Annotated in this window: 16 protein-coding genes and 1 tRNA gene; 7 read left to right on the top strand and 10 right to left on the bottom strand. The window is 63.5% G+C overall.

Annotation, left to right across the window (positions count from 1 at the left end):
- Nucleotides 1-19: 19 nt before the first annotated feature.
- From NGM06_RS03450 to NGM06_RS03420, 7 genes are all read right to left on the bottom strand, one after another.
- Nucleotides 20-199: a hypothetical protein gene (locus tag NGM06_RS03450; protein WP_248650620.1), complete on the bottom strand. Its 180-nt coding sequence runs from the start codon at nt 197-199 to the stop codon at nt 20-22.
- The gene (locus NGM06_RS03445) at nt 199-1,323 is read right to left on the bottom strand and encodes a hypothetical protein (RefSeq protein WP_248650619.1); all 1,125 of its coding nucleotides are present in this window, start codon (nt 1,321-1,323) and stop codon (nt 199-201) included. The genes NGM06_RS03450 and NGM06_RS03445 overlap by 1 nt, the downstream gene beginning before the upstream one ends.
- A 40-nt stretch (nt 1,324-1,363) precedes the next feature.
- Nucleotides 1,364-2,200: a hypothetical protein gene (locus NGM06_RS03440; protein WP_254268954.1), complete on the bottom strand. Its 837-nt coding sequence runs from the start codon at nt 2,198-2,200 to the stop codon at nt 1,364-1,366.
- Nucleotide 2,201: 1 nt separating this feature from the next.
- On the bottom strand, nt 2,202-3,608 hold the full coding sequence (locus NGM06_RS03435) for an Env/VP5 family phage fusion protein (RefSeq protein ID WP_248650617.1): 1,407 nt from the start codon (nt 3,606-3,608) through the stop codon (nt 2,202-2,204).
- A gap of 171 nt (nt 3,609-3,779) precedes the next feature.
- Nucleotides 3,780-4,163 carry a DUF8023 family protein gene (locus NGM06_RS03430; RefSeq protein ID WP_254268953.1) on the bottom strand — a complete coding sequence of 128 codons (384 nt, stop codon included), beginning with the start codon at nt 4,161-4,163 and terminating at the stop codon, nt 3,780-3,782.
- A 561-nt stretch (nt 4,164-4,724) separates the two neighbouring features.
- Nucleotides 4,725-4,799, bottom strand: a tRNA-Val gene (locus NGM06_RS03425).
- Nucleotides 4,800-4,893: 94 nt separating this feature from the next.
- Nucleotides 4,894-5,127, bottom strand: a complete 234-nt coding sequence (locus NGM06_RS03420) for a DUF7553 family protein (protein ID WP_254268952.1) — start codon at nt 5,125-5,127, stop codon at nt 4,894-4,896.
- A gap of 185 nt (nt 5,128-5,312) precedes the next feature.
- Between NGM06_RS03420 and NGM06_RS03415 the strand changes: the two genes are divergently transcribed.
- From NGM06_RS03415 to NGM06_RS03405, 3 genes are read left to right on the top strand one after another with little or no spacing between them, the layout of a single operon-like run.
- Nucleotides 5,313-5,672 (top strand): MBL fold metallo-hydrolase, encoded by a 360-nt coding sequence (locus NGM06_RS03415; RefSeq protein WP_254268951.1) that lies wholly within the window; start codon nt 5,313-5,315, stop codon nt 5,670-5,672.
- A complete protein-coding gene (locus NGM06_RS03410) occupies nt 5,621-6,268 on the top strand; it encodes an MBL fold metallo-hydrolase (RefSeq protein WP_254268950.1) in 648 nt (215 codons plus the stop codon). Before NGM06_RS03415 ends, NGM06_RS03410 begins: the two co-directional genes overlap by 52 nt.
- A complete protein-coding gene (locus tag NGM06_RS03405) occupies nt 6,265-8,067 on the top strand; it encodes an adenine deaminase C-terminal domain-containing protein (RefSeq protein WP_254268949.1) in 1,803 nt (600 codons plus the stop codon). Before NGM06_RS03410 ends, NGM06_RS03405 begins: the two co-directional genes overlap by 4 nt.
- A gap of 66 nt (nt 8,068-8,133) precedes the next feature.
- On the opposite strand, the gene NGM06_RS03400 is transcribed toward NGM06_RS03405, so the two are convergent.
- Nucleotides 8,134-8,433 carry a hypothetical protein gene (locus NGM06_RS03400; RefSeq protein ID WP_254268948.1) on the bottom strand — a complete coding sequence of 100 codons (300 nt, stop codon included), beginning with the start codon at nt 8,431-8,433 and terminating at the stop codon, nt 8,134-8,136.
- A gap of 92 nt (nt 8,434-8,525) precedes the next feature.
- On the opposite strand from NGM06_RS03400, the gene NGM06_RS03395 reads away from it, so the two are divergent.
- Entirely contained in the window at nt 8,526-9,395 is an 870-nt protein-coding gene (locus NGM06_RS03395; RefSeq protein ID WP_254268947.1) for an NmrA/HSCARG family protein, read from the top strand.
- Nucleotides 9,396-9,454: 59 nt separating this feature from the next.
- On the opposite strand, the gene NGM06_RS03390 is transcribed toward NGM06_RS03395, so the two are convergent.
- Nucleotides 9,455-9,745 carry a hypothetical protein gene (locus NGM06_RS03390; protein ID WP_254268946.1) on the bottom strand — a complete coding sequence of 97 codons (291 nt, stop codon included), beginning with the start codon at nt 9,743-9,745 and terminating at the stop codon, nt 9,455-9,457.
- 192 nt (nt 9,746-9,937) lie between these two features.
- Here NGM06_RS03390 and NGM06_RS03385 point away from each other — a divergent pair, with 192 nt between their 5' ends.
- The 3 genes from NGM06_RS03385 to NGM06_RS03375 all read left to right on the top strand — a co-directional run bounded on the left by NGM06_RS03385 (nt 9,938) and on the right by NGM06_RS03375 (nt 13,899).
- Entirely contained in the window at nt 9,938-11,002 is a 1,065-nt protein-coding gene (locus NGM06_RS03385; RefSeq protein WP_254268945.1) for a M20/M25/M40 family metallo-hydrolase, read from the top strand.
- 145 nt (nt 11,003-11,147) lie between these two features.
- Entirely contained in the window at nt 11,148-12,464 is a 1,317-nt protein-coding gene (locus NGM06_RS03380; protein ID WP_254268944.1) for a methyl-accepting chemotaxis protein, read from the top strand.
- A 145-nt stretch (nt 12,465-12,609) separates the two neighbouring features.
- Nucleotides 12,610-13,899 carry a lactate racemase domain-containing protein gene (locus NGM06_RS03375; RefSeq protein WP_254268943.1) on the top strand — a complete coding sequence of 430 codons (1,290 nt, stop codon included), beginning with the start codon at nt 12,610-12,612 and terminating at the stop codon, nt 13,897-13,899.
- On the opposite strand, the gene NGM06_RS03370 is transcribed toward NGM06_RS03375, so the two are convergent.
- Entirely contained in the window at nt 13,900-16,674 is a 2,775-nt protein-coding gene (locus NGM06_RS03370; RefSeq protein WP_254268942.1) for an ATP-dependent helicase, read from the bottom strand.
- Nucleotides 16,675-16,958: the final 284 nt, after the last annotated feature.

The following is a 16,958-nucleotide window of genomic DNA, read 5'->3' as shown; positions in this document are numbered from 1 at the left end:
TATGACTGAAAGAACCGCGTCAGAGAGGCGAGATTGCCTCCTGAACCTGTTGCTCGATGAACGATTCAACTGCACCGGTCGCCATTGAGATAACGTCTATCCCCGCGATTTGCGCTATCAACACCAATGCGACGATAGCGATGATCGGCTTCAGGAAGTCGTCAAGGATGCTGAACACGAACGACAGGAGGAAGAACATCAACTACCTCCCTCCCGGAACCAAAGCGCGACACCGATAACGGACATTAGGACTCCGAGGGCAATCTGTCCTGTCCGTAACCCGGCGAACACGGTTGAGAGACCGCCAAGGACAGAACTGATACCATCATTGAACGTCTCCGAGGAAACACCTCCACCGCTGTTCGCCTCATACAACAGGCCATGTGATTCGACAGTAGCGTTACCGTGAACCATCAGATCGTACTCATCGTAACCGCTCACTGCATCAAGCGTCATAAGGGTCGTCTCATTACCAACGTCTGCGTGCGTCTCTGACAGCTTGATACGCTCCCCGGACGTAGTATTCACTCCATAGAGCGAAGCATCCAGACTGCCGTTCGAGACCTCCAGATACGCCTTATCAACCGTCTCGTTCGAGTCAGACGTGAACGTGTACGTGGTCTTCGCGTCGTTCGGGTAAGGGTCGTTGTGATCGTAGATACTGTCTCCATCAGTATCCTCGGTCGGGAACTCAATCTTAACGTTATCAACCGCGTTATCGCCGGAACTCCCCGTCCATCCACGATACGAAACAAGCGAACCGGAAGCAGAGGGGTTAGAGATCGAGTACGTCAGGACAGTCTGCCCATCAATCCCAACAGTGACATCACCCTGATCATACAGGATTGATGAGTCGTAGGAGTCCTTCCCATAACTGTACGACGCCGATTTCAGGGTATTCCCTGACGATTCATTAACGAGTTTGACAGTGCCTTTCCCCTCCGTGAAGACGACACTATACCCAGTGTTTGCTGATGTCGCGTCATCACCAAACACCATGATATTGACGTTACCACCGGTAATTCGAACGGTTTGGTTAAGACGGACAGTGTCACTGCTGACCTGTGAGTACGTCCACCGTCCGTTAGACGACGAACCTGCCGGTGAGACGATGAACCGGTCACTCGTTGAGTCGTAGGTTGCTGATCCTGATTTGACGAGTTCGTCTGGGTTCGTTGACCCGTCGCTGTTGAACACTGTGTACCATCCTGTCGTCGCGAGAGTTACCCCCGTAACTACGTTTGCGACGACAAGCACTGCTATTATGACTGCTACCGTTTGTCTGGTTCTGTTCTCACCTCCATTATCGTTTGAGTTGAACATGCGTTAGTGTCACCTCCAAAGAGAAGCGTCTAGACAGTGGTTAGTCCCGGCTCAGAAGCACAATCCCGAGACCAGCGACAAACACAACGATACCGCCGAGTTGCGCGTCACTCAGACCGAACCCACTAGACGAACCGGACGAGGAACCGGAACCGGTGTACGCCTCGTAAATCAGGCCGTGCGACTGAACAGTTGCGTTACCTTCGAACTCGATGGTGTACGTGTCGTAAGTACCGTCGTCAACACTCACTTCGACAAGCTCGGACGAACTGTTAACCTGCACATTATCCATCGAACCAACAACCGAACCGTTCGCCGTCACGGTCACGTCGAAAGTACCGTTCGATGCTTCAACGTAAGCAGACGAGACGGTCTCGTTGTCAGACGCATTCTCCGTGAACGTCTGCGGAGCGTTGTCAGGGTACTCGTCCTGACTGTCCGACACACCGTCATCGTCCGAGTCAATGTCGTAGCTGATAGAGTCCGTGTACTGAGTCCCGTTCACCGTGTACGCCACGTCAACACTCCCGGAGAGCGGGACATCAGCAATATCGACATACAGCATACTATCCGTGTTATTCCCGGAGAACGTCGAAATCGTCGCCACAGCCCCTTGCTCAACCACGTAGTCGGTTGAGACAGTGGTTCCGTTCAGCGTCACAGAGTCGATTGTGACGTTAGTCGTGGCGTTCATCGCGTCAACCCCTACTGCAATCCCAGTACGGTCGTCTGTACTGTTGTCCGCCGGGTCGGGGAAGACGACGCCTTCGTTTCCAGTCACAGTTCCAGCGATTGCTGGTCCTGCGAATACCGATGCTACTACCGCAAGCGCTGCCATGAGGGCAGCAAACCGTTTCGTTGTATCGTTGTTACTCATTCTAGTTCTTACCTCGACTTGAGATGAGGGCGAGACCGCCGAGAATGGCGAGAATCGCCCCAATCTGTTTCATGGACACGTTGTCCAGACCTGTTCCACTAGACGAACCCCCACCGGCAGTCGGCTCACGCTCCTCAATCTCCATGCGGAGCGTCTGCATATCCTCCATCTTCTCAAGCAACCCGCTCGCGTCACTCGTCTTGTAGACGTATTCACGAGTCTGAATCGACTGAATCTCATCACCTGACTTGTCAGTCATATTCTGAATGACGAACTCCCCTTCGACGGTTTTGAGACCGCCGTCGAGGGTCGCCAAGTTAACTGGCCCTGAGAAATTCGACGCAGTATACGTCGTATTCGTCTCCCAAGTCCCGTTCGGAGGGTTGTCGGCAAGCAGGAGACCCTCGTAGGTCTGACCATCCATCTGGACAGTCATATACCCGGATTCGTTCAGATTCGGGGTTTCAAGACCCATTGCGGCGAGACCTGCAACCGTATTATACATCCCCGACGAATTCTTCGCGTCAACCCCTTGCTCGAACATCAGGGTCGTCCGCGACATTACGTCAGAAGCGTTGATACGGTCTTCTTGGTAGGCATCCCACGTCGAATCGACGTAGGGATCAACCTCGCTTTGGAGCGAGGAGGCCTTACTGCCAAGTTTGTTCCATCGAGTTTCGAATTGCTGGAACTCCAGATATTGGAGCCGGGAGTAATCAGACGATGGAGGGGCAACTGCAATCCCCTGCAGATAGACCTGAGACCCATCAAAATTCCCTTCAGACTCGAAAGTCCCTACGTACAGACTGTTGTACGAAGGTTTCTGTGTCATTCCGGAGACAGTCACGATTGCTGGGGTGCTGTACCCCGACATGTTCATCCGGAGTGAAGACACGTTGTGAGAGGTTTCGTTAACCAGCGTAATCTGTGTGGATGTGTAGTTAGTACTGTCAACTGATGTCGTCGCATCATCACGGCTCTCAGTTGCAGTATACACGTAGTCGTCAGGGACCTTTTCCTCCATTACTGCACGTTGACGTAACGTATCTGCTGCCGTCAGCGATACATTCCACGTCTCAATCAGGTTGCGTTGTTTGACAGCGTAGTAATCCTCGATGGCTTCTTTCGCCGCGATCTTCGCTTCAGCCTTCGACTTCCCGTTTTTGTAGGCTTTGGCGATAGCTTTCTCGGCGTGCATCCACGCAACTGACTCTGTATCGTTCAAATAATTGTCCATCACCGTGAGCGAGTTCTGTGTCTGCGCCTTCTGCCCCGACGCAGCCGAGTAGATGTCGGTTTTGGTTTGGTTGGCGTCAGACTCCTGCATGTCCTCGATAACGTGGTCAACGTGGTTGTCCCCACACTTGTCCTCGTTAATCTGCCCTGCAGAGAACACGGCGACAACCATATCCAATCCGTCGCATTCGTGGGTTGCTGACGCCCGCTGAACAGGACTGGCAGGACCCAGAACCGGAGTGAGACACGCAGTCGACACAAGCAGGAAGACCGCGACAACTGACGCTACACGCCGCAGGAGGGGAGTACGTTCGTCAGACTGTGCATCATCATTCATAAGTTGTTATCCGAGGTAGGAAATGCTGGCCGCTGCGCCTGCTTCAAGCAGGAACACAGCGAGACCAACGAAGTCGTTACCAGTAATCGCGTTATTGACTTCAGGAACCCACTGCTGAATGACCATCACGAACAGCGCAGCGCCGAGAAGGGCGCGTTGCTCAAGTTCAAGGTCAGTCGAGTCGATTTCGTTCGTCGCGCCAATTCCGGCGAGAGACACGATACTGCCGACAAAGGCGTAGCTCGCGTCAAATCCAAGCGCGGTGAACAGGGTTTGGTTGAAGTCGATACCGAACAGGGAAATACTGCCGATCCCGGTCGCTACAACGCCGAACAGGGCGAATGCAGCGAGCAGTGGGATGTCGATTCCATCGAAATCAAAACTTGACATTCTATTGAATCACCGAATTAACTGTTTCTGGTCGGTTCAAACGCGAACACGCCGCGTATGCGGTATAAATCGTGTACGCGGGTCTGGGGACCACTCCAGACAACGTCACAGCCCGGTGATGGTTCGACGCTTAAAAACCCTTCATCGTGCAAACCAGTCTCACACCGTCTAGACCGAGACCCTCCAGATTACAAGTGAAAACCAGCAATTCAACCCTCGAACCCTTCGAAACCACGCTTATCATTTCGCTGACTTACGAACCTCGATTGTAAGTGTTTCTCCCAACACACCACCCCCGATACCGAGTTAAACGTTGACATATAGACCCCGTATTTTCTCTGCGTCACAGAACGAACTAGTCCAAGCTGACTCGGAGTGCTGCGAACGCTACCCCTTGCTGAGGTATATAAGGACTCACGCACTCCTTCAGAATAACCCCGTGACGTGGAAGGTGCGCGTCAGCCGAACTGGTGACTTCAAACCCAAAAACAGGACTCTCAAGACTACCACCGTGCAGCCGTCTTGCGATTATTGGTCCTTCAGAATGCGGAAACGAGCGAATGGGTCGGGGCGGATTTGAACCGCCGACCTGCTCCGTGTGAAGGAGCTGTCATAACCGGACTAGACTACCGACCCTCGCGTTCCATGCTTTCCCCTTCCGGGACTTAAGACTTACTTTACGGTCGGAAAATCGACCGCCGACTGGGGCGTCGCCGAATATCCGACAGGTTCAGACCCGCCGACGGGCTTTCCGCACTACGTGTCGCGCCTTGTCGGCGGTCTCGGTTTCGGTGGTTCGCAGTTCCCTGCGCCACCGTTCGAGGCGGGTCAGTTCTTCGCGCTCGCGGCCGGTCGCCTCCCGCAATCGACGCTCGACCGGGTCGAGTTCCTCGCGCACGCCGCGTGCGAGGTGTTTGCCGGTGCGTCGGGCGTAGTACCACGCGTCTTCGAAATGCTTGTTCATCTTTGGCACACCATTCTGTTCCTAGTACGAGGACAGATATAGCTCTTACTCTCGTCGAGGTCGAATCGCGCAGTCGTTCCGCGCCCGCCCGGCGGTTCCAGTCGGTTCCGCGCTCCCGTCTCAACTTCGAGCGACTGGCTCGCCGTGTCACAAACTGTTTATCGGCAGGGGGCAACAGTGGGCGTATGTTCAGGCGGCTTTCGATACCGACGCCGTTCCAAGTCGGCCCCGTCAACGCCTACCTCGCCGGACGGACGCTGGTCGACCCCGGACCGGGAAGCGAGGAGGCGTGGGCCGCGTTGCTCGACGGTCTCGAAGCGCGCGGGTTGGGACCCACCGACATCGAGCGAGTGTTGATTACCCACCCTCACCCCGACACTTCGGACTGGCCAGTCGCCTGCGCGAGGCGGGCGCGCGAATCGTCGCCAGTTCCACGACCGCCGATATCGTCGCCGACTTCGAGACCAGACTCGACTACGAGCAGTCGTACTTCGTGCCGTTCTTCGAGCGCCACGGGATGGCCCGCTCGACCGCCGAGACCGTGACCGACCTCCCCGAGTCGTTCCTCCGGGTCGCGCCCGGCGTCGAGACCGACCGGAGACTCGGGGACGGCGAGACCGTTGAAGTCGCCGGGACCGACGTCACCGCCGAGGCGGTGCAGGGCCACGCGCCCGGCGAGACCATCTTCACCTACGAGACCGACGACGGCGAAGACCACGCCGTCGTCGGCGACCACGTGTTGAGCGAAATCACGCCGAATCCGCTCCTGCAACCCCCGTTGGAGGAGGGCGGCGAGCGTCCGCGCGTCCTCCCGGCGTTCAACCGCTCGCTGGCCGACCTCCGGGAGCGCGACTTCGACCGCTTCCTGCCGGGCCACCGCGAGGAGATAGACAGTCCGAGCGAGCGCATCGGCGAGGTGCTGGAGTCCCACGAGGAGCGCACCCGGAACGTGAAGGAGATCGTCGCGGGCGGTCCGACCACCGCGATCGAGGTGATGAACGAACTGTTCGCCGACCTGCCCGCGACCGAGTACTTCTCTGGGATGAGCGAGGCAGTGGGCCACCTCGACGTGCTGGACGAGCGCGGCGAAGTGGACGCCCGCGAGCAGGGCGGCGTCGTCGTCTGGGAGGTGGCCGAGTGAACGACCTCCAGTCGGTCGCGCTCGGCGACGAGGACGCCGACCTCGTCGTCACGGGCGGCCGGGTCTGTCTGCCGGAGATGGGCGAGTTCCAGTCCCGTGACGTGGTGGTCGTAGACGACAGAGTCGCCGCGCTCCCCGAGGACGCCACGCCGGTCGTCGGCGACGACACGCGAGTCGTCACCGCCAGCAACCGGGTCGTCGCGCCGGGGTTCGTGGACGCCCACACCCACCTCGACCTCCACCAGACGTTCGAGAACGCCTACCACTACGCCGTCGAGGGCGGCACGACCACGGTCGTCTCGGAGGTCACGGGCTACGGTCCCGCGTTCGGCGCGGAGGGCGTCGAGCAGTTCCTCGCCGCCACGTCTTACCTCCCGGTCCGCGTGCGAGCGGTCGTCCCGCCTCAACCACTGCTCGACACCTTCGAACCGCGGCGGGCCGACGACGAGGACGCCGACGCGCTCGCGGACCTACTGGCCGACGACCGGGTCGTGGGCGTCGGCGAGATCGACTGGATTCACGCGGTGGGCCGGGACACGCCCGCGGAACTGCTCTACGAACGCGCCGACGCCGAGGGCAAGACGGTCTCGGGCCACGCGGCCGGATGTTCGGGCGAGAAGTTCGCGGCCTTCGCAACGATAATCGACGACGACCACGAGGCCATCTCGGGCGAGGACGTCGTGACGCGCGTCGAGAACGGCGTCCACGCCATCGGACGCTACGGGTCGATTCGGGACGACATGGCGGCGATAGGCGACGCCTACGACGAGGTGCCGACCGCGGAACTCTCGCTCTCGTCCGACGGGATGTGGCCCCGGGAACTCATCGACGAGGGGTACATGGACGCGGTGGTCCGGCGGGCCATCGAGGAGGGCGTCGAACCCGCCGACGCCATCCGGATGGCGACGCTCAACCCCGCCCGCCACTTCGGTCTCGACGACGAGGGCGTCGGGTCGCTCTCGCCCGGGAGCGTCGCCGACATCGTCCTCATCGACGACCTCGACGAGGTGAACGTCACTACGGTCGTCAGCGGCGGGGAGGTCGTCTACAACAAGGGCGAGTGCATGGTCGCGCCCCGGAGCCACGAATACCCCGACCGGTTCTACGACTCGGTGAACGTCTCGGCCGACCCCGAACAGTTCCGCGTTCCCGCCGACGCGGCCAGCGGCGGGGACGACGGAGCGAGCGGCGAGGTCCGGGCCATCGAGTGCCAGCGCGGCCTGCTCTCGGGCGAGACGATGGTCTCCCCGCCGGTCGAGGGCGACGAACTGGTCGCGGACCCCGACGCCGACCTCCTCAAGGCGACTCTACTCGACAGGCATCCGAAGGGCGACGTGCCGGAGCGACGCTCGGACGGGTCGTCGGCGTCGGCCGACTCCGGAAGAGAGGACGGGTTCACCGGCTTCCTGACGGGGTTCGGTCTCGACTCCGGTGCGGTCGCCACCAGCGTCGTCTGGGAGACCCCCGGCGTCCTCGCGGTCGGGGCGAACGACGCCGACATGCGGACCGCGGTCGGCCACGTCGCGGAGACGGGCGGCGGGTGGGCCGTGGTCGAGGACGGCGACGTCGTCGCGGAACTCCCCACCAGAGTCGCGGGGGTCTGCGCCGACCTCGAAGTCGAGGAGACAGCGAAACTCTACGACGCGGTGGAGTCGGCGCTCCGGCGACTCGGAGCGGACGGCGACCGGCCAATGCTCACGCTCCAGACGCTGGCGTTCGCGGGCGTGCCGTCGCTGAAACTGTCGTTCTCGGGCTACGCCGACATCTTGAACCGGCGGGTCGTCGGCCTGACGCCCTGACCGCTCGGCACGGTCCGTTCTGCGCGCGTTCCGGCCGGATGCCTCCGTCGGCGCGTCGGCAGTCGATTACTCCAGCATCTCCTCTTCCGCACCGCCGTCGCCCTCCTCGGTGGTCCGATTACCGCTACCGCTCTCGCCCTCTCGGGAGGTCTGACTCTCGCTCTCGGCCGGGTTCCCCTCCGGATGCTCCCGGATGGTCCGAATCTGCCGGTACGGGAAGAAGTTCCGTCCCGTCTCGCGGTTCAGCCACACGCCGCTGTCGTAGAACTCCAGTTCGTGTCCCTGAACCGGGGACGTGACCTCTCGTTTGCCGCCCTGCTCGCCGTGGCGTTCGATGAGATACACCGAGTACGTGCGCTCGGACATCACGGACGGAGTTCGACGCTTCCGGCGAAAAGTGTGTGGGTGGAATCTCGGCCGACCGACTTATGGGCGCGTTCGTCGTGGCGGACGTACTCATGCCACCGACCGTACTCGTAACCGGCGCGACTGGGACGCAGGGCGGAGCGGTTGCGGACCACCTGCTGTCGGGCGACCACGGCGAATTCGAGGTCCACGCGCTGACCAGACATCCCGAGAGCAACGAGGCCCACGACCTCGCAGAGCGCGGGGCCGAGGTGGTGGAGGGCGACCTCTCCGAGCAGAACGTCCTGCGCCCGCTCGTCGAGGAGGTGGACGCCGTGTTCGGGATGACGAACTTCTGGGAGCACGGCTACGACGACGAAATCGAACACGGCGAGAATCTCGCCGAGGTCGCGGCGGACGCGGGCGTCGATCACTTCGTCTTCAGTTCGGTCGGGGGCGCGGACCGCGACACCGGCATCCCCCACTTCGATTCGAAGTGGGTCATCGAGCAGCGCATCCGCGACCTCGACCTACCGGCGACGGTGGTCCGCCCCGTCTTCTTCATGCAGAATTTCGAGGCAACGCGCGAGGAAATCGAGGACGGGACGCTGGCTAACGGACTCGCGGAGGGCGTCTCGCTCCAGATGGTCGACGCTGACGACCTCGGCGAGTTCGTCGCGGAGGCGTTCGCGGACCCGGACCGCTACCTCGGCGAAGCCTACGAACTCGCGGGCGACGAACACACCCTCGAGAGCGCCGCCGAGGCCTTCTCGTCGGTACTGGACCGCGAGGTCGAACCGGTCCACGTCCCCATCGACGAGTTCCGCGAGCAGATGGGCGAGGAGTACGCCGTCATGTTCGAGTGGTTCAACGAACACGGCTACGAGGCCGACATCGAGTCGCTCCGGGCCGACCACGACGTGGCGTTCACCGACCTCGGGACGTACCTCCGCGAACACGACTGGGCGCCCGCGACGGACTGATAAGGCAACGCTGACGGACGCGGGGCGACCTCCTGCGTGGAGACCGACGCGACCGACCGTTACCGCGACCGGATGCGCGGGAAGCGCCGACCCGAGTCGCGTTCCGCGGCGGCCTCGCGCGCTCGCCGCGACTGGATTCGGTTGTACGCGACGCCCGCGCCGACGACGAGCGCGAGTACACCGAACGACCGGAGTTTCGACGCGATGGCGGGTCGCCCGCTCGTATCGCCGCGGGTACTCGACCCGGAGTCACCGCGAGACCCGAGCGAGAACGTCCGCTCGCGGTCGGTTCCGGGGTTCAGCGACAGGCGGAACTCCGAGTCGTGGAAGTGGATTTCGAGAACACCCATGTCCGAAAGTTCGCCGAGCGCGAACTTAGCGGTTGGGGCGATTCAGGAGACGGCCACGCGCCGTCGGGTTCTATCGCTCGTGCGACACCGACGGTCGCAGACCCGAGGTTCGTGGGTCGTCTCACCGACGAGCGACGCGCGCCGACCGCCCCGAAGTAGAAGTTTCATTAGACGCGGTCGTTTTTTCTGCGTATGGACCAATCACACCGCGAATTCCTCGACGATTTGCTCACGACACCGAGTCCGGCCGGGTTCGAGACCGACGTGCAGCGAATCTGGGTCGAGTACGTCTCGTCGTTCGCCGACGAGGTGCGGACCGACGAGTACGGCAACGCCGTGGCGGTCGTAGACGGGGACGACCCCGCGGTGGCGTTCACCGGCCACGCCGACGAAATCGGGATGATGGTCAACAGCGTGGACGAGGACGGGTTCGTCCACCTGTCGCGAATCGGTGGCACCGACCGCACCGTCACGAAGGGCCAACACGTCGAGATTCACACCGACGACGGCGTGGTCCGGGGCGTGGTCGGCCAGACCGCCATCCACCTCCGCGACGCCGAGGACGACGAAATCGAGGACGTCGCCGAACAGCACGTGGACGTCGGCGCGGAGACCGAGGCCGAGGCCCGCGAACTCGTGGACGTGGGCGACCCCATCACCTTCGATACCCCGGTCCGGGAGTTGCAGGGAACGCGGATGGCGGCCCGCGGGATGGACAACCGCGTCGGCATCTGGGTCGCCGCGGAGGCCGCCCGGCGCGCGGCCGAGTCCGACACGGACGCGACGGTGTACGCGGTCAGCACCGTCCAAGAGGAACTCGGCAAGCAGGGCGCGAAGATGGTCGGGTTCGACCTCCCGGTCGACGCCGCGGTCGCGGTGGACGTGACGCACGCGGTGGACAGTCCGGACGTGAGCGACGAGTCGGACCAGCACGGCGAGGTCGAACTCGGCGCGGGACCGGTCGTCGCCCGCGGGTCCTCGAACCACCCGGCGGTCGTTCGGGCGGTCCGCGACGCGGCCGCCGACGCCGACCTGCCGGTCCAGTTGCAGGCGTCGGGGCGCTCCACCGGCACCGACGCCGACGCCTTCTACACCTCGCAGGGCGGCATCCCGTCGCTGAACCTCGGCCTGCCGAACCGCTACATGCACACGCCGGTCGAAGTCATCGACACCGAGGACCTCGACGCCGCGGCCGACCTACTGGCGGCGTTCGCGGCGGAGTCGTCGGGACGCGAATCCTTCTCGGTCGATATCTGAGCAGTTCTCCGTCGTCCTCCGATAGGTTCAGTGTTTTAGTTTTTAGGAATTTTGATTAACATCAACCAGACTTATCTGAGGTTTCTAGCTTCGAATACGATATATACTCCCTCTCGAAACGTTGGTCTCACGAGGAATATCACAGATGGCTATCAACGACACCCCCGAACGATTCGGACCGAGTACCGAAACCGACGCGGGCGACTTCTGGCGAGGCGCGTTCGAACAACTCGTGGAACAGTTACCCGAACCCGCGTTCGCCGTGGACGATACCGGACACATCACGCGGTGGAACGCCGCCGTCGTGGAGATGACGGGGTACCCGTCCGAGGAGGTCGTCGGGAAGCACGCCTACGACGTCTTCGGGACCGAGGGGGAGGACGAGACGCTGGCCGAGACGGTGGTTCGGACCGGGGAGGTCGTCCGCGAGGAGACGATTCGGTCGGCGGCGACCGCCGACGGCGACCGGGCGCACGCTCGGGCGCTCGGGGTGCCGATCACCAGTTCCGCGGGCGAGGTCGTCGGGGCAGTGGAGGTGCTCACCCGCGTCACCGAACTCGTCGAACAGCGCGAGACGATTCGGGACCTCCAAGAGCGGATGACCGACGAGGTCGAGACGGCGGTGGACGAACTCCGCGACTCGACCGCCGACGTCTCTGACGAGTCACAGGAGGTCTCCGACCTCGCGCGCGAGCAGGAGACCAACCTCCAGCAGGTGCAGTCCGAGGTGTCCTCGCTCAGCGCGACGGTCGAAGAGATAGCGTCGAGCGCCGACGAGGTGAGCAAGCAGAGCGCCGAGGCGAAGGCGTCCGCCGAGGAGTCGGCCGAGAGCGCCGAGCGGACGCTCGAAACCGTCGATACGGTCGCCGAGAAGTCCGAGGAGGTCGTCGCCGACGCCCAGAGCCTCGAAGAGCGCGTGGACGAAATCGACGAGGTCGTCGAGGTCATCGACGACATCGCCGAGCAGACCAACCTCCTCGCGCTGAACGCGAACATCGAAGCGGCGCGGTCGGAGGGGAGCGGCGACGGGTTCGCGGTCGTGGCGAACGAGATAAAGGAACTCGCCGAGCAGTCGAAAGACCGGGTGGACGAGATCGAGTCGATGGTGGAGGACGTGCGCGAGACGACCCACGATACGGTCGAGAAGATATCGGAGAACGACGAGCAACTTGACGAGGTCGCCGCCGACATCAGGTCGGTCGTCGAGAACCAGCAGGACATCGTGGCGGCCGTCCAGCAGACCGACACCGGCGTCAGCGAAATCGCCGACACCACGGAGGAGCAGGCCGCGAGCGCCGAGGAGATAGCGAGCATGACCGACACGGTGGTCGGACAGGCCGGGGACGTGTCCGACGCCGTCGAAGGCATCGCGGCCGCCAACGAGGAGCAGACCGCGATGGTCCGGGACATCGCCGAGAGCATCGAGTCGCTCGAAGCGTCCATCGAGGACGTGACGGAGTGATTCGGCGCGGAATGCAGTCGTCCGAGGACGTAATGCAGTGGACCGACGACCGGACGAGGCAGACCGACGACCGGACGAGGCAGACCGACGAGAGACGGTACTCGCGGAGCGACGATTTACGTTCCGACCCCGCGTACCCTCACGTATGAGAGTTCCCTACGGCGACAGCGCCGTCGAGGTGTCGCTGCCCGACTGCGACGTGACGGTCGCCGAACCGCCGGGCGGCGACCCGGTAGACCCCCGAGACGCCGCCGAATCGGCGATGGCCGACCCCCACGGGCCGCCGCTCCGCGAGCGCGTGGACGCCGCCGACGAGGTGGCCATCGTCGTGACCGACGTGACCCGCGCGACGCCCGACGAGGTGCTGGTGGACGCGCTGGTCGCCGAACTCCGCGAGGCCGGAATCGACCGCGAGCAGGTCGCTATCGTGGTCGGACTCGGCCTGCACCGACCCATGTCCGACGACGAACTCCGCGAGGCGCTGGGCGAGTACGCCGACCTCGCGGAGAACCACGACGCCGAGGCCGCACGGACAGTGGGCGAGGTGGAGGGTCCGGACGGCGAGCGCGTCCCCGTCGAACTCAATCCGACCGTCGCCGACGCCGACGCGGTTGTCTCGACCGGGATGGTCGAACCCCACCAGTACGCCGGGTTCTCCGGCGGCGCGAAGACCCCCGTCGTCGGCGCTGGCGGCGAGTCGCTCATCCGGTACACCCACGGTCCGGCGATGCTCGCCGAGTCGGGCGTCCGGTTGGGCCGCACCGAGGGCAACCCCTTCCGCGAGACGCTGAACCGGGCGGGCGACCGCATCGGTCTCGACTTCTGTCTGAACGTCACGCACGGTCCCGCCGGGATTCTGGGTGCGAGCGCGGGCGACCACCGCGCCGTGGTTCGTGACCTCGCAGAACTGTGCAGGAAGAACGTCTCCGTTCCGCTGAGCGAGAGCTACGACGCCGTCGTCGCGGGCGTCGGCGCGCCGAAGGACGCCAACCTCTATCAGACGACGCGGGCCGCGACGTACGTCGCGCTCGGCGACTTCGACCCGTTGCGTAGCGAGGCGCGCCGCGCCTCGAACGCGAGCGGAGAGCGGAGCGAGCCGCGAGCGGGCGGCCGCATCGTCGTGCCCGCGCGCCTGCAGGAGGGCGCGGGCGAGGGCACGGGCGAGCGTCGGTTCTACGACCGACTGAGCGGAGCCGAGAGTGCCGAGCAACTGTACGAGGAGATGCGGCGGGGCTACGAACCCGGCGCACAGCGCGCGTTCGTCGTGGCGCGGGTGCTTCGGGAGTACGACGTGTTCGTCACGAACAGCGAGTCGCCCGCCGTCGTGGAGGACTGCCTGATGCACGCCCGTGAGTCGGTCGAAGGCGCGATAGAACCGGGGAGCGACGTGCTGGTGGTGCCGGACGCGCTCGATACGTTGCTGACGGGCGAGTAGCTACTTGGCGGCCGACGCGCCGCCCGCGCTCTCGTACTCGTCGCCGATCTCCTCCAGCACGCGGTCGTGGAACTCCTGCAGGACCGCGCTCTCGTCCTCGGCCAGCACCACGTCGCTGGCCATCAGCGTGGCGAGACCGAACGCCTTCGGCGTCGGGGTGTCCACGCGGTTCTGGACCACGGCCACGTCTCCGGCCTGCACGTCGGCGAGCACGTCCTCGATGGCCGAGACCGCGAGTTTGTCCTCGATTATCTCGCGGTAGGTCTCCTCGATGACCGCGAAGTCCGCCAGTCCCTCGGCGAACCCCAGCAGCATCTCGCTGGAGACCTGCTGTTCGCTGGCGGACTTCTCGTAGCCCTTGTACCGCTTGAGAATCATCAGCGACCGCGTGGCGTTGATGCGGAAGTACCGCTGGAGGAGTTCGGTCCCGTCGAGCGCGGCCCGGAGGTCACTCCGGACCTCCGCGGGGTCGACGTCCCGCAGAATCTCGGCCACGTCCACCTTCCGGTTGAGCGGCATCGAAATCGTGAACCCGTGGTCGGCGACCGCGACCGAGACGTTGGTGTTGGCGGCGTTGGCGCACCGATAGGCGACGACCCGCGAGAGACCGTCGTTGAACTTCCGGCCGTAGTTCGAGTGGACGTAGTAGTGGCGTTCGTACTCGTCGCGGTCGAGTTCGACCTCGACCGCGAGTCGCCGGTCGGTGCTGACGCTCTCGGGACCGGCGTAGCGAATCTGCTCGTCGAACATCCGGGCGATGGCCCGGACGCTGTTCTCGTCCAGCGGGAACTCCCTGAGCCACACCCGGACCGCGGGCTTGCCGCGCTTCTCGAAGCGTTCGAGCAGGTCGCCCTGAAACGCCAGAATCGACCGGCCGAGGTCGTACGAGAGCGGCAGGCGCTCGGAGAACCACGAGGGGACGGTCGGCCGGGCGTTCGTCCGGTCGGCGTACACCTTCGAACCCCGGCGGTACTGGAACTCGAAGTTCTGACCCCCGAGGACGAACACGTCGCCCTTTTCGAGCGTGTCCAGATACGACTCGTCGAGGTCGCCGACCCACTCGTTGTCGCCGCGGGTGAACACGTCGCAGGTGAACGAGTCCGGAATCGTCCCGATGTTGGTCATGTAGATGACCCGGGCCAACTTGCCGCGCTTGCCTATCAGGGGTTCGCCCACGTCGAACTCCGGGTAGTGGTACTCGCCGTCGGGCGGGTCGTTCTCGTCGCGCCAGATTTTGGCGTAGACGTTCTTCTCCTCCAGTCCCTCGTAGTCGGAGGTCAGGTACCGGAACAGCGTCTCGAACTGGTCGTCCGAGAAGTTCCGGTAGGGGTAGGCCCGCCGGAGCGTCTCCCGGACTTCCCGCTCCGGTCGCACGTCGTTGATGGCCATCCCGTAGACGTGCTGTGCGGCCACGTCGTAGGCCTCCTCGGGGACGAACACGCGGTCCACGAACCCCTCCTCGGCCTTCTTGAGCATCACGGCGCACTCCACGAGTTCGTCGCGGTCGAGCGCGACGACTCGGCCCGCGACGGTCTGCCCGAGCTGGTGGCCCGCACGCCCGACGCGCTGGAGCAGGGACGCCACCGATTTGGGAGACCCGACCTGCACCACGAGGTCGATGTGGGGCATGTCGATGCCGAGTTCCAGACTCGTGGAGGTCGTCACCACGTCGAGGCTCCCGTCTTTCAGGTCCGCCTCGATGGACTGGCGGGCCTCCTTCGAGAGACTGCCGTGGTGACACCCGGAGTTGTCCTCGTCGTACTCGGCGAACCGCTCGCGGAGGTTGTGGAGGACGCGCTCGGCCCCCGACCGGGTGTTCGTGAAGACGAGGGTGTTGGTGTGGTCCTGTATCAGGTCGTGAAGTTGGTCGTAGAACCGCTCGTTGACCACGTCCCGTGGCGTGTCGATGAGGTCGTCGGTCGGACACTGCAACTCGATATCGAACTCCCGGACGAACCGCGTGTCCACGATTTCGCGGTCTCGGACGGTCGCCTCCCGCGGGCCTCCGTCCGCTCCGTCGGCCGACCGCTCACACCCGACGAGGAAGTCCGCGATGTCCGAGAGCGGTTCGACCGTCGCCGAACAGCCGATTCGCGTCGGCGAGGACTCGACCATGTTCTCCAGTCGCTCCAGACTCAGCGCGAGGTGGGTGCCCCGCTTGCCGTCGGCGAGACTGTGAATCTCGTCCACGACGACGTACTCGACCGTCTCCAACTTCTGCTTGAACTTCGGTGAGTTGAGCAGGATGGCCAGCGTCTCGGGCGTCGTGTTGAGGATGTGGGGCGTCTCCTCCAGCATCTTCCGGCGGGCCGCGTCGTCGGTGTCCCCGTGCCGGATGGCGTGGCGGACCGAGGGGTCGCCGTCCATCTTCTCGGCGATGCCGGAAAGCGGCACCTCCAGATTCCGGTGGATGTCGTTGGCCAGCGACTTGAGCGGCGAGACGTAGAGGCAGTAGACCGAGTTGTCCAAGCCCTCGTCCCACTCGCGCTCTCTCCGGAACAGTTCGTTCAGAATCGCGGTGAACGCCGAGAGGGTCTTGCCCGACCCCGTCGGCGACGCGACGAGCGCGTTGGTCCCCTCGTTGATGAGCGGAATCGCCTCCTTCTGCGGGGGCGTGAACAGGCCGCCGTTGTCGGGGACGTACTCGCCGAACTGTTCGACCCACCACTCCCGGACCTCGGGTTCCAGCGATTCGAGGACGGCGGCGTCGTCCACCTCGACAGAATCGGCGTCGAAGTCGAAATCCCCGCGCGCCAACAGGTCGCGCGCTCCCATCTTGGCGGGTCGTTAGGGCCGTGTGCTTAAGACGGTTTGGCCACCGGAGCGAAAGTGAAACTGGACGCCACGAGCGGTCTTCGGCGATTCGACGGCCTTCGGGACGTCCGACGGAGTTCGGAAAGTTCCCGAGACCGTCCCGAGTCCGCGTCCCGACGAGTTCCGGCGACGACCCGGACGGCCACTGGAAAATTCGACATTAACTACGTTTAAGCCTTTGCCACCTAGTGAAAGTGGAAACGAGGGTCATTCGTCCGCTACTACTCGTTGAGTCCTGGTTTTGG

It is taken from the genome of Halorussus aquaticus (assembly GCF_024218795.1).
Classification (GTDB): domain Archaea; phylum Halobacteriota; class Halobacteria; order Halobacteriales; family Haladaptataceae; genus Halorussus; species Halorussus aquaticus.
The sequence above is the reverse complement of the archived record's forward strand: the minus strand, read 5'-3'. Positions and strand labels throughout refer to the sequence as shown.

Bases quoted from the DNA above. Each gene is read 5' to 3' on its own strand.
- NGM06_RS03450 (WP_248650620.1), bottom strand. From the start codon at position 199: ATGTTCTTCCTCCTGTCGTTCGTGTTCAGCATCCTTGACGACTTCCTG.
- NGM06_RS03445 (WP_248650619.1), bottom strand. From the start codon at position 1,323: ATGTTCAACTCAAACGATAATGGAGGTGAGAACAGAACCAGACAAACG.
- NGM06_RS03440 (WP_254268954.1), bottom strand. From the start codon at position 2,200: ATGAGTAACAACGATACAACGAAACGGTTTGCTGCCCTCATGGCAGCG.
- NGM06_RS03435 (WP_248650617.1), bottom strand. From the start codon at position 3,608: ATGGTTGTCGCCGTGTTCTCTGCAGGGCAGATTAACGAGGACAAGTGT.
- NGM06_RS03430 (WP_254268953.1), bottom strand. From the start codon at position 4,163: ATGTCAAGTTTTGATTTCGATGGAATCGACATCCCACTGCTCGCTGCA.
- NGM06_RS03420 (WP_254268952.1), bottom strand. From the start codon at position 5,127: ATGAACAAGCATTTCGAAGACGCGTGGTACTACGCCCGACGCACCGGC.
- NGM06_RS03415 (WP_254268951.1), top strand. From the start codon at position 5,313: ATGTTCAGGCGGCTTTCGATACCGACGCCGTTCCAAGTCGGCCCCGTC.
- NGM06_RS03400 (WP_254268948.1), bottom strand. From the start codon at position 8,433: ATGTCCGAGCGCACGTACTCGGTGTATCTCATCGAACGCCACGGCGAG.
- NGM06_RS03395 (WP_254268947.1), top strand. From the start codon at position 8,526: ATGCCACCGACCGTACTCGTAACCGGCGCGACTGGGACGCAGGGCGGA.
- NGM06_RS03390 (WP_254268946.1), bottom strand. From the start codon at position 9,745: ATGGGTGTTCTCGAAATCCACTTCCACGACTCGGAGTTCCGCCTGTCG.
- NGM06_RS03385 (WP_254268945.1), top strand. From the start codon at position 9,938: ATGGACCAATCACACCGCGAATTCCTCGACGATTTGCTCACGACACCG.
- NGM06_RS03380 (WP_254268944.1), top strand. From the start codon at position 11,148: ATGGCTATCAACGACACCCCCGAACGATTCGGACCGAGTACCGAAACC.
- NGM06_RS03375 (WP_254268943.1), top strand. From the start codon at position 12,610: ATGAGAGTTCCCTACGGCGACAGCGCCGTCGAGGTGTCGCTGCCCGAC.
- NGM06_RS03370 (WP_254268942.1), bottom strand. From the start codon at position 16,674: ATGGGAGCGCGCGACCTGTTGGCGCGCGGGGATTTCGACTTCGACGCC.